At 22.8% G+C, this 12,075-nt stretch carries 12 protein-coding genes; 11 read left to right on the top strand and 1 reads right to left on the bottom strand.

Annotated elements, in window-relative coordinates; all coding sequences use genetic code 11:
- The 11 genes from ACRDBA_RS00340 to ACRDBA_RS00390 all read left to right on the top strand — a co-directional run.
- The coding region (locus tag ACRDBA_RS00340; RefSeq protein ID WP_438570961.1) for a hypothetical protein at nt 1–224 on the top strand (224 nt) is incomplete at its 5' end.
- A 163-nt stretch (nt 225–387) separates the two neighbouring features.
- Nucleotides 388–903 (top strand): sigma-70 family RNA polymerase sigma factor, encoded by a 516-nt coding sequence (locus tag ACRDBA_RS00345; protein WP_438570962.1) that lies wholly within the window; start codon nt 388–390, stop codon nt 901–903.
- A 2-nt stretch (nt 904–905) separates the two neighbouring features.
- A complete protein-coding gene (locus ACRDBA_RS00350; RefSeq protein WP_438570963.1) occupies nt 906–1,916 on the top strand; it encodes a DUF4179 domain-containing protein in 1,011 nt (336 codons plus the stop codon).
- A gap of 1,588 nt (nt 1,917–3,504) precedes the next feature.
- On the top strand, nt 3,505–4,134 hold the full coding sequence (locus ACRDBA_RS00355) for a CYTH domain-containing protein (RefSeq protein WP_438570964.1): 630 nt from the start codon (nt 3,505–3,507) through the stop codon (nt 4,132–4,134).
- A gap of 21 nt (nt 4,135–4,155) precedes the next feature.
- On the top strand, nt 4,156–4,872 hold the full coding sequence (locus ACRDBA_RS00360) for a hypothetical protein (RefSeq protein ID WP_438570965.1): 717 nt from the start codon (nt 4,156–4,158) through the stop codon (nt 4,870–4,872).
- Nucleotides 4,869–6,491, top strand: coding sequence for a B12-binding domain-containing radical SAM protein (locus ACRDBA_RS00365; RefSeq protein WP_438570966.1), 1,623 nt, complete (start codon nt 4,869–4,871; stop codon nt 6,489–6,491). The genes ACRDBA_RS00360 and ACRDBA_RS00365 overlap by 4 nt, the downstream gene beginning before the upstream one ends.
- A 19-nt stretch (nt 6,492–6,510) precedes the next feature.
- Nucleotides 6,511–7,707 (top strand): radical SAM protein, encoded by a 1,197-nt coding sequence (locus ACRDBA_RS00370; RefSeq protein WP_438570967.1) that lies wholly within the window; start codon nt 6,511–6,513, stop codon nt 7,705–7,707.
- Between the two features lie 277 nt (nt 7,708–7,984).
- Complete coding sequence (locus ACRDBA_RS00375) at nt 7,985–8,752, top strand: hypothetical protein (protein WP_438570968.1); 768 nt, start codon at nt 7,985–7,987, stop codon at nt 8,750–8,752.
- A gap of 21 nt (nt 8,753–8,773) precedes the next feature.
- Entirely contained in the window at nt 8,774–9,025 is a 252-nt protein-coding gene (locus tag ACRDBA_RS00380) for a PqqD family protein (RefSeq protein ID WP_438570969.1), read from the top strand.
- A gap of 117 nt (nt 9,026–9,142) precedes the next feature.
- Entirely contained in the window at nt 9,143–9,775 is a 633-nt protein-coding gene (locus ACRDBA_RS00385) for a CPBP family intramembrane glutamic endopeptidase (protein WP_438570970.1), read from the top strand.
- 327 nt (nt 9,776–10,102) lie between these two features.
- Nucleotides 10,103–11,323: an MFS transporter gene (locus ACRDBA_RS00390; RefSeq protein WP_438570971.1), complete on the top strand. Its 1,221-nt coding sequence runs from the start codon at nt 10,103–10,105 to the stop codon at nt 11,321–11,323.
- A 72-nt stretch (nt 11,324–11,395) separates the two neighbouring features.
- Here the strand turns inward: ACRDBA_RS00390 and ACRDBA_RS00395 are convergent, their stop codons facing one another.
- Complete coding sequence (locus ACRDBA_RS00395; RefSeq protein ID WP_438570972.1) at nt 11,396–11,557, bottom strand: hypothetical protein; 162 nt, start codon at nt 11,555–11,557, stop codon at nt 11,396–11,398.
- Between the last annotated feature and the right edge of the window lie 518 nt (nt 11,558–12,075).

The following is a 12,075-nucleotide window of genomic DNA, read 5'->3' on the forward strand; positions in this document are numbered from 1 at the left end:
ATGTAAATATAGTAGGAAAGAGCTTAAATGAAGCAATTTCAATCTTAGAAGAAAATGGGTTATCTATAAAAATTGAGTCTAAGGATGAAGGTATTAAAAAGTTACTAGAGTCTGAAGCTACAAGAATAAAAAATGAATATGATATAGCTGACTATAAAAGAGGCTCTATTGTAGTTGTAGATATAGAAAATAACAATCTATTGGGAAAACTCACTTATAATTAAATAGATATGTAAAAGAGATAAAATAACATATTAGCTAGAAAAATTTAAAATAATTTTTCAATTTCAAGTGCTTAATTTATTAGGCACTTTTATTATATTTATGGAACCTTTTTAAATTTTAAATCGTCTATTATATGACTGCATTCAGAAGGGAGTTGATAAAATGATTAATGAGCTCTTATTAAAAAAAGCTATTTTAGGAGATAAGGATAGCTTTATTAAATTGATAGAACCAATAAAAAATGATTTATATAAAGTTGCTTTTATGTATTTAAAAAATGAGGATGATGCTTTAGATTGTATTCAAGAAACTATAATAAAGTCTATAAAATCTCTAAAAACTTTAAAAGAACCTCAATATTTTAATACTTGGATTACTAGAATTACTATAAATGTTTGTAAAGATCATATTAAAAAAAATTCTAGGGTTGTTTTAGTAGATATAAATGATTTTGAAAACAAATTGCTTTCAGAAAACATAGAAAATGACTTTAATGAAGAAATACAAAATGCCTTACTCAAACTTTCCGAAAAAGAAAGAGAATTAATAATCATGAGATACTTAGATGATAAATCCCTAAAAGACATAGCCTCTAAATCAAATATACCTATTGGAACGGTAAAAAGTAGATTAAATAGAAGTTTATCAAAACTAAAAGTATATATGAAGGGAGTATAGATATGAAACATATAAACATGGATGACATAAAGGTTTCCTCAAAGTTAGATGACATTATTAAAGCTTCAGTGGATAAAGGATATAATAATATAAGCTACAAAAATAAAAGGAATTATAAAAAAATCTTAATAGCGTCAACATTAATTGCTGTTTTTGGAGTAAGTGTCTTAGGAACAATATCTAATAAAGAAGTATTTGCTTCAGTAAAAGTTTTTATTTCTCACATATCTAATTTTTTAGGATTAAATAATGATTTAAATGAATATAGGATAGAAGTTGATAAGTCTATATATAAAGATGGTTTAACAGTTACATTAAATGAAGCAATTTTAAATAAAGATGAAATTATTATATCAACATTGATAAAATCTGATACTATCTTAGGTAAAAATGACATCGTATCAGTATCTGGTTCTGCATATATTAATGGTGAAAAAATATCTAATTCAGTAGGTGGTATTAGTAAGAGAATTGATGAACATACTGTAGAAAGTGTTGATATATATAACTTAACCTCTGAACTTACAGTTGGAGAAGCACTCATAGAAATTAAAAATACTGCTGCATATATAAATATCAATAACGAAAAAACTACAATAGATGGCCCTTGGAACTTTGAATTTAAAGCTAACGGAGATGTATTAAATTCCAATACTAAAGATATTAAGATAGATCATTCTTTTACTTTAGAAAATAATGAAAAAATAATACTTAATAAATATGTAAGCAATGATGTTGGTCAAAAGATTTATTATAATATTGCAAATAAAGATATAAATTCGCCCTATGTACTACTAGTATTAAAAGGCTATGATGATTTAGGAAATACTGTAGAGTTTTATACTTCATATGATGAACTTACTAAAGGCCTAATGAAAAATCAAACAGAAATTTCAGAAGAAGCATCATCCATAACATTAACACCATATGCAGTAGTATATCCAAAGGAAAGCGGTAAAATTAGTAATGATCTTAAAAAGGTAGGAGAAGAATTCACTATAAATATAAAATAAAATCTAATATTTTAAAATCATAAAAGGCAACTATATACTCAACTGCTTTTTTATAAAATATCGGTATAATATTAATGTTTTATTATATTTAAGAAATTTTTCTTACTAAAAAGTATTTAAGCTTGCTAATTTACATGAATCTATAAGTAATATAGCTAAGATATACCACATATAAGAAGAAAAGACTTTAAAATATTAGAATAATATCCCCACCTTTAATGTAAAACTTTAACTTGAAAAATAAAATAAATGGAAGGAATCCTATAAATAATGGTGAGAGTGTAAAAAACTTTGTGTGAACTTAAAATCCTATTTGATAATAAATAAGATTTTAAGATTAAAATTAATTATATTATACAATTCCTTGTATAATACATTCACCTATTGAAGTTAATACTATACAAGAAAAGAAAATATCTTGTGAAATAACTTTAGCAGCGGGTATTCCATGCTAAGGTTTGAGCCTGTAAAAACTTTGTGTATCTGAAATTTCTTCTTAGAAATAATTAAAGAAATTTTGATTTATATTTTATCTTCAATTCATTATATATATTCACCAATTAAGGTGAATAATATACGTAGATAGAAGATTTCTTTTAAAAGAACTTTAACATTGTATAACCTTTGTTGAAGTTTTTTTTATGCTCCTTTTGAAAATGTATCAGAAAATATTATTTTTAATTCATTGATAATTAAGTCCCAGTTTGCATAATTTCTAGTCCATTTAGAATAAACTCTTTCGGTTCTAAATATAACATTTTCAATATACACTAATAATTTTAAAATATTATTTTTTTAATAATTTCTCTAAATTGACTATTAACATATTCAGTAACATTAGCTGTATAAATTATTTTTCTTATATCTTTTGAAAATCCAAAGAATTACTAATGTTATTCCGGTTACCTTCACAACCTTTTATATCATTTGGATTTTTGTCGTTACTTTATAATTTTAAAGGCTTATTAACTTTAATAACATTATAATATTTTTCTGTTATTAAATCTAAAATTATAATTTGATATGCGTTACATTTCATATATTAAAAGTACTTTCCCCCAAAAACTCTAAATAATATCTTATATCGAATTTATGGCTTTAAGCTGTTATTAATATCGAGCTAATTATAAAGTGAATCAATTTATTAATAACTCTATGGTTAATCTAATATTTATTAGATATTTGAATAATATTGAATTATTCTTTTATATCATGATATGAAACCTTTAAATTAATTTTCTAAATTATATTGAAATTTTAGGAAGTTATCAAATTTAACTACGAAATAGTTTTAATTTCAAATTAACACTCATAATATTTGTTGAATTAAAAATAAAGTTATCTATAGCATAAAAAGTTAAAATCAGCATATATTTTCGCTAAATAAATCATGTAAAATTATAGAGTTATTTTTATCTTAGATATAAATTTAGGAAAAAAGAAGTAAATATTTTGCATAAAAGATGTAAATGTAATATAAAATTATCGAAAAAAGCAAAATAATAGTAGACAAATGTATTTTAATACATATAATGGTATATATGGTAATTAAATATAAATATAGGTTAATTTTCAATTAAGGGGATGTATGAATATTATTGAAAAAGAAATAAAAATTTTATTAGATACAAAAGATTTTTTAGATATAAAAGGACTCTTAGATGATAAACATGTAGATGTACATCATAAATATCAGAGAAATTATTATATAGATACTAAAGATTCTCTATTTAATAGTATAAATATAACTATTAGAATACGAACTTTTATAGATAAAAAAAATGGAGAATTGACTATAAAGATACCTTTAAAAAAAGAGAAAGAGTATGCTCTTATAAAAAAAGAATTAACCCTCTCTTTAACGGGGAAAGAAATAGACTATATTTTACATGAAAAGAGTACAAAAGGTTGCCATAAAATTAACAATTTTATTAACTATACACTTAAACAGAGTAAAAATAATTATTACTATGTTATGGGGGATATGTTAACGGAAAGATATAAATACAAATTACACAATAAAAATATGGAAATATGTTTAGATAAAAATTTGTATTTAAATTTTTATGATTATGAATTGGAGATTGAATACGACAACTTAAAATTAGCAGAAGATTTAATTTTAAATGAATTAAGTAACATACATTATTTAAAGAATAAGCAAGCATTGTCAAAGCGAAACAGATTTTTTGAGAGATTATATAAATTAAATAATTAAAAGAAATGTAGGAGATATAAAATGAGTAATATAATATCAATATCAGGAATTGATGGTTCCGGAAAAAGTACACAAATTGATTTATTGAGACAATACATATGTTCAAAATTTAATTTATCTTCTTGCTCTGTTTATGATTTTAATCCAAAACTTAGTTACGATGATTTATCTGATTTAGATTCTATTTTATATAGAATTTCAGAGTATGATGTTATTTTATTAAGACCTTATATGAAATCAAAAAGAAATATAGAATTGCAAAAAGATATTTTGCAAAATAATTTTTTTAAAAATGATGAAAAAATTGAAGAGTTAGCAAAAGTAAAATTAGAAGATATAAATAATTGGTTTGATAGAGTAATTTTAAAATTAATTCATAAGAATAAAATTATTTTATTTGATAGATATGTTTATGATGAAATTTGTTACAGAGCATTATATAACAAATCATTAGAAGACTTTATATATTTATATAATCATATACCAAAACCCAATATTAGTTTTTATATTGATGAGAATATACAAATATTAAAAGAGCGTAATAAATTACGTAATGATGGGGAAACCGTATTATTTAAAGAAACAGTAAAACTAGTAGAATTAAGGGATAATTTCAGAAAAATATCTCAACTTGAAGATATAAAAACAATTCAAGAAAATTTATTATTAGATGAAATTTTCAAGATTATTAGTGAAGATGTTTATAAATATTTAAAGGAAAAAGGGTTTTTAAAATGAAAAAAGAGAAAATATTATTTTTAAACGGGCAATTTGAAAAGAATTTTTACGAACCGGCAGGATTATTATTTATAGTAAGTTATTTAAGAAGTTTAGGTGAACGTGTTGATGTAATAGATCCAACTATAGATGGAAAGTTAAATGAAAATGATATTTTAGATTATGTTATAAAAAATAAAATTAAAATTATAGGAATTTCAATTTTATTTTCATCTAACGAGCTAAGTAAAAGGATAAATGATCTTTGTAATAAATTAAAAAATATTAATAAAGATTTATTTATTTTTATTGGTGGAATAGGCGTATCATCAAATCCTACGTGTTATTTAAAAAATAAAAATATTAATGCTATTTGCATAGGTGAAGGTGAAAAGACAGTGGAGGAGTTAATATATGCTTATAGAAATGGTGATATATTAGATGATATTCCCGGAGTTTTGCTAAGAGAAGGACAAGAATTAAAAAAGAGAAAATTCATAGAAAACTTAGATGAATTGCCTTTTATGGCAAGGGATTGTATAGATAAGAGAATTGATTTTTATGGAAGAGAATTTATTAGAAATAGTATTTTTGTAATTTATGCGGGTAGGGGATGTATTGGAAGCTGTTCTTTTTGTTCTTTACACAATGTAAGTAGACTTAATATAGGAAAAATATACAGAGAGAGAAGTCTAGAATCTGTTATTAATGAGATAAAGATGTTAAATGATAAATATGGAGCATATAAATTCATATTTTGGGATGAGTGCTTGCTTCTACCAGGAAAAAAAGGTATTGAAAAAGCACATAAGCTAGCAGATCTTATAAGCAAACTAAATTTCAGCATTACATTTAGCTTTCAAACACGACCAGATACTATTACTGAGGAAGCAATTAAATCTTTACAAAGAGTTGGATTAAGAGATATTTTCATCGGAATAGAAAATTGTGATAAAGATGAGTTATTAATATTTAATAAAAATATTAATAAGATATATGAACCATTAGATATTTTATATAAGTGCGGTTTTAAAGCTGAACCTAAAAGTAAATTTAGATTAAGAATAGGAACTATAATATTTACCCCGTACACAACAATAAAAAGCTTTTTAAATAATGTAAAATTATTCGAGAGATATACAGATATACCAATAAAAAAGTTATCAACCAAAGTATCACTTCTAGAAGGAACGGATTTAAGAAATAAAGTTATAGAGGATGGTTTACTTTATAAAGAAACGGAATTTAAATTTAAAGATAACAAAATAGAAATTTTGTTTAATTCAATTAATAATATTATTAATACACTTGAAAAAACTAGGAGAAGGATACGAGATTTAGAAAAGGCAAGCAAAATATTAAATGTTAATAACTACAGAGAAGATTTGTATAATTATAGAATTATTCTTGACAGTATTACAAGAAAAGAAATATTTAATATCACTTATAAGTTAGAGCCTGATATAAGCGATATTAATTATATAATCACGTTAGAACAAGAAGCTATTCTAAAGATAAAATCACATATTAATAATATGAGGATTATTAACAAATTAGATGATATAGAAAAAGATATACAGAGTAAAAACCTGAATATTGATTTGATGAAATTAGGAAATATAAATTCTATTATTGAATGATTTTAATGGGGGATATTAAATGAGTAATAAAGATATTAGTAATAATAAATTATTTTTTGATCAGAATAAAAATACATATATTTATAGCGATGAAAAAGTAGAACTTTTGCCATGTAAAAGTAAAGTTATTTCAGTTAATAATAATAGACATACGTTGTCCTCTCCGTTAAGAATATATTATGATATTACTTATAATTGCAATTTAAGTTGTAAATATTGTTACAATAAGAATAAAGTTAACTCTTCTAGAAATTATTTAACTCTAAATGAAAAGATGAGCTTAATAGATACTATGAGAAAAAATACTATTTATAAACTTTCTATTGCTGGCGGAGAGCCTTTTATAGATAAAGATATCTTCCAAATTATTGAATATGCGTATAAAAATGGAATAAACGTTTCAGTCACATCAAATGGAACTTTAATAAGAGAACGTGAGTTAGAATTTTTAAGAAAAAACTTACTTACTTCATTTACAATTAGTATTGATGATATAACTGAACTAGGAAACAAACAAAGAGTTGGACAAGATTTTGATTTGGTTAGTAATAATATAATAAAAGTATCTCAAGAAACAAATGTAAACTTAGCTCTAAAAATGGTTATAGATATAGATTTTGATATTAAGAAGCTCGAAAGAGTAGTAAAATTTTCAGAAAAATTTAATGTAAAAACAGTAAAATTAAGTTTTTTAAGAAAGGATAAGAATAACTTAATAAGTCAAAAAGATTTTACTAAAAAATACTATGATCTAGCTATGAAAATAGACAAAGTTAGAAAAGATACAAATGTAAAAATTAAAGGAATAAATACTGTTTTAACAAATAAATTTGGTAGACTAAACAAAACTTTAGGATGGGGATGTGCAGCTGGTAAAGATCTATTATACATTAGTCCATATGGCGATATAAAACCGTGTGTAATGTTAGATGATGATTTCTTTATTGGAAATATAAGAGATGAAGATATTCTCGAATTGTGGAGTAAAGCAAATAATGTTTTTGAAAAAGATAGTGAATGCGATTGTTGTAAATATGAATATATTTGTTATGGAGGATGTAGAGCAAGGGCTATCCAATATAAGAAAAATATTAAAGCTAGAGATGTTCTTTGCTTTAAAGAAATTGAAAATGAATATATAGAATATAAACATAAAATAGAAGGAAATTTAAATGATATTGATAAAAGGGATGAAGTTTGTTTAACGCACTTGTAGAATATTGGTTAAATATACATATTATAGCCAAATATCTATTAAATTATATCTATAAAATTGATTATTGTTATTAATGTAAAAATTAAACCTATAATATATTTTATATTATAATTTCAATATTTTTAGTACAAGCAATACGTTATCAAGTTAATTTTTAATAATAGGATAGATTTACATTAAATTAAATATTATCAATTTGGTTTATAGTATTTTCAGTATATTTATATATGTTCAGATAATATGCTAACTAAAAATAATTTATATGAGGAGATAATTAATGAATAAGTTGTTAGTAAAAAGATTGAAGGAAATAGATTTATCTATAGATGATATATTAAAAACTATATCGTTTGCAGATGACTCAATTGTCATATTGTATACTTCACACTTAGAAGGATTAGGAAATAAAAGTTCAGATTTAGATATATATGTAATATCTAAATCTGATAATAATGAAATTAATCTTACTGAAAAAAGAAAAGGAGAAAAGTGGGTAACAGATATTAAATATATTAAAAATATAAGTTTAGATATAGAATATTGGAACATCCAGGATGTTTACAATATAGTTAATAATATTAGTGATAGTACAAAACAGTTAAATACAGATTATTTAACATTTATAAATAGATTAATGGTTGGTGAAGCAATTAATAATTTAAGTTTAGCTAATGAAATAAAAGAAGTTATTAGTAAATCTAATTTTAAAAAAAATGTTCTTAAAGAAATGATATTGACATCAAATTCTTGGCTTGATGATGCAATAAAGATGTTTAATGCTAAAGAATACTTATGTTCCCTTTTGTGCACAAATTACTCCTTAGATTTTGCATTGCAATCAAATAATATTAAAAATGGTATCTATACATTAAAATCCAAGTGGATTCCAAAAATAGCTTATAATATTATAAATGATAAGGAAATTTACAAACAATATATCGAAATACAATTCTTTACAAATATAAATGAAAGCAACATAAAGAATCATATAGAAAATAAAATTCTATTAATACAAAATATTCTTTCAATAATTAATTTAGAATAACAAGTTATGAGGAGATTAACTATGAATATTTATAAAAAAAATATCGGCTATACATTAATAAAAGAGGATAATGATTATTTTATTGTAAAGAGCAATGATGTTTTTAGAGCAAATGAAATTGGAGCAAGGATTTTTGCTTTATGTGATGGAAAAAACACGATTAATAATATTATAGAAAAATTACATCAAATATATGATATTGATAATTCTATATTATTAAATGATATTGAAGAATTTATATATATAGCATTAGAAAATAAAATAATTAAATAAATATTAAAGGAAAATTATATGACACAGCCCTATGTATTTAAAAAACAAATAATAAGCATTATTATAATTATATATATACTATTTTTAAATATTCCTAGCTTTATGGATAAAGTATTAATGTTTTATTTATTAGTAGTTTTATCTAGTACACTAGTACCATCAATAAAATTATTTATAAGCTATAGCAATAGTATTCATGTAATAATATATTATTTAGCATTTTACATTCCAATATTTTCAATAAATAATAATAACAACAGAGATATTAATTTAATCAATAGCATAAGTTTATCAATTTTATATTCAACTCTACTTTTAATTTCAAATTTAAGACATAACTTCAAGTATATTTCAGGAGACAATATTATAACTAAATTACCATTAAGCAAAAAAGCATTTTACTTCGAGCAATACAGTAATATTATAGCAGTAATTGGAGAGGAACTATTTTTTAGATATTTTATAATTAGTATTTTAAAACCATATATAGGAATCTATAGTATATTAGTTTCTGCAATATTATTTGTTCACGTACATTATATAAATAGGTGGGCTAATATAATGTTTACACATAGAAGTTATATTTATCAATTTATGTTATCTATTGGATTAGCTTATATTTTTTATACAACTAGTTCCATTTTAGGAATAATAATTGGGCATTTAATTTTTAACTTACCAGATACTATTTTATGTTTTAAAAGATTAAAAGTAAAAGATAATGAGGATATGTTTAATGACTATGCTTAGTAAAAAGTTAAATTATATAAAAATATTATCTAGTTTGTATTTTTATATATTTTATAAATTATTTTTAAGGAGGTGAAACTAATGAAAAGATATGAAAAACCTATTCTAGTTAAAGAACAAAACACAAAAATAGTAGCTAAAGTTCTTTGCAGAACAAACGCTTAATAAAGTATCAAATAAGGATTTTAGATACTTTAGGTCTAAAATCCTTATTATAATTTTAATGTTAAATAGAATAATAATTAGTAAAATATTGCTATTATTTTATTAACATATAAGTAATAAAAGATTTAAATCTAAATATAATCGATGATAAGGAGAGTACTTTTGTTTAATATTTTTAGCATGTATTTAAATTTAAAAAAAGAAATATATATTATCTGTTTAGCACAGTTGATAAACAAACTTGGAACATTTGTAATACCATTCTTAACAATGTATTTAACTCAAAAGAAAGGATTTAATGCTCAAGAGGTAGGGGTTACTATGACAGCAATATTATGCTGTTCATTTTTGGGATCTATAATAGGTGGAAAGGCAGCAGATAAATTTGGCAGACGAAAGGTTTATATATTATTTCAGTCATTAGCTGGAATATTTTTAATTCCATGTTCTGTAGTAGGAAATACCAGCATTATAATTTTATTATTAGGCTTATCAAGTTTGTCGTATTCTGCAGTAGTACCAACACTTAGTACATTAGTTGCTGATATAGTTGATGTAGAATCCAGACAAGCAGGATATTCATTACTTTATATGTGTTCTAATTTGGGGACTATTATTGGACCACTTTTGGGAATGATTTTATATAATAGCTATACAAATTTATTATTTTTGGGAGATGGTTTAAGTTGTTTGTTAGCAGTAATTTTAGTAGCTATTTTCGTTAATAATAATGACGATATAAATGATGAATATAAGTCAATAGACTTCAAAGAAAAAGAAACCTTATTAACTATATTAATTAAGAGGCCTTATTTTATATATTTTTTTATTACCTTTATTATAATTACAATGGTATATTCTCAACAATCTTTTGCATTGCCATTAACTTTAGACAACATATTTATTGAGAGAGGTGCAGATATTTATGCCTCTTTAATTAGTTTTAGTGCTATTACTGTTTGTTTTATAACTGCACCAATCACATATTTAAGCAAAAAATTTAATCCATTAGTCAATATATCCGTCTCAGCAATTCTATTTGCTATTGGATTTGGAGTTATTGGAATAATTAAAACCTTACCATTATTTTTAATTTCAACCTTTATATGGACATGTGCAGAAATTCTTTTAATGAACAATTTAAATGTATTTATAGCGAATAATAGTCCTAAAAATTATATGGCTAGATTAAGTTCTTTAATATCAGTTTCTTGGTCTTTAGGCTCTATGATGGGAACTTCATTTATTGGAAAAATATTTAATGATTTTGGTATTATTAGCACATGGAGAATAGTTTGTTTATTATCAATGATAACTTCATGCTCCAGTATTCTAATATATATATACATAAAAAAATCAAATAAATTAAAGGAGGTAATATAAAATGACCAGTGCTCCAATTGGATACAGTAAAAAACCTTTAACAGGCTCAAGAGAAAATGATTAGAATACTATTTATGTAAATTCATTTATAATTATATACTTTATTAAATCCTCACCTGAATTAAATGTAACTGCTTCTATATTATATCCTTTCTCTTTTCTAATATTGTTCATAATATCCATACATTTTTCAGTAAATATATTTTCATCATCGCAAATTGCAATCTTTATCATATAAATTTCCTTTCCAAGCTCAATTAAATTTTACATACTATTATATATCATTAAAAATAATAAAAAAAGTAATATATTAATTTAAAGATTTGCCTTTTATATAAACTATATAATTCAATTTTAAATAAACTTCAAAAAGTATTTATCATTAATGCATTTTACATTTATATCATCTGGTACAGTAAAATTGATTAAAACTTCATTTTATATTAAAGGTTTCTTATTGTAACAAAAAGAAGTCTTTTTCATTATAATATTTTTAAATATAGCATTATTTTACAATAAATATTATAATATACTTATACTGTAATTTTTTGTATAGAAATAACAATATACAATTTATAACAAATATACTTTAAACATAGAATTTTTAATTTGGGGAGGGCTATGCTATGGGAAGGTGTAAAAAGTGTAAAGAGAAATTTTATTATAAAGAAATATTAAAATCATTATTTGTAAATGGTAGAATAACATGCCGTAAATGTAGTATAAAAAATGAAATAGAAATTATCACTGGA

It is taken from the genome of Clostridium sp., assembly GCF_051654825.1.
Classification (GTDB): Bacteria; Bacillota; Clostridia; order Clostridiales; family Clostridiaceae; genus Clostridium.

What these genes read in the sequence shown, in the direction of transcription:
- ACRDBA_RS00345 (WP_438570962.1), top strand. Translation starts at nt 388, where the DNA reads ATGATTAATGAGCTCTTATTAAAAAAAGCTATTTTAGGAGATAAGGAT.
- ACRDBA_RS00350 (WP_438570963.1), top strand. Translation starts at nt 906, where the DNA reads ATGAAACATATAAACATGGATGACATAAAGGTTTCCTCAAAGTTAGAT.
- ACRDBA_RS00355 (WP_438570964.1), top strand. Translation starts at nt 3,505, where the DNA reads ATGAATATTATTGAAAAAGAAATAAAAATTTTATTAGATACAAAAGAT.
- ACRDBA_RS00360 (WP_438570965.1), top strand. Translation starts at nt 4,156, where the DNA reads ATGAGTAATATAATATCAATATCAGGAATTGATGGTTCCGGAAAAAGT.
- ACRDBA_RS00365 (WP_438570966.1), top strand. Translation starts at nt 4,869, where the DNA reads ATGAAAAAAGAGAAAATATTATTTTTAAACGGGCAATTTGAAAAGAAT.
- ACRDBA_RS00370 (WP_438570967.1), top strand. Translation starts at nt 6,511, where the DNA reads ATGAGTAATAAAGATATTAGTAATAATAAATTATTTTTTGATCAGAAT.
- ACRDBA_RS00375 (WP_438570968.1), top strand. Translation starts at nt 7,985, where the DNA reads ATGAATAAGTTGTTAGTAAAAAGATTGAAGGAAATAGATTTATCTATA.
- ACRDBA_RS00380 (WP_438570969.1), top strand. Translation starts at nt 8,774, where the DNA reads ATGAATATTTATAAAAAAAATATCGGCTATACATTAATAAAAGAGGAT.
- ACRDBA_RS00385 (WP_438570970.1), top strand. Translation starts at nt 9,143, where the DNA reads ATGTTTTATTTATTAGTAGTTTTATCTAGTACACTAGTACCATCAATA.
- ACRDBA_RS00395 (WP_438570972.1), bottom strand. Translation starts at nt 11,557, where the DNA reads ATGATAAAGATTGCAATTTGCGATGATGAAAATATATTTACTGAAAAA.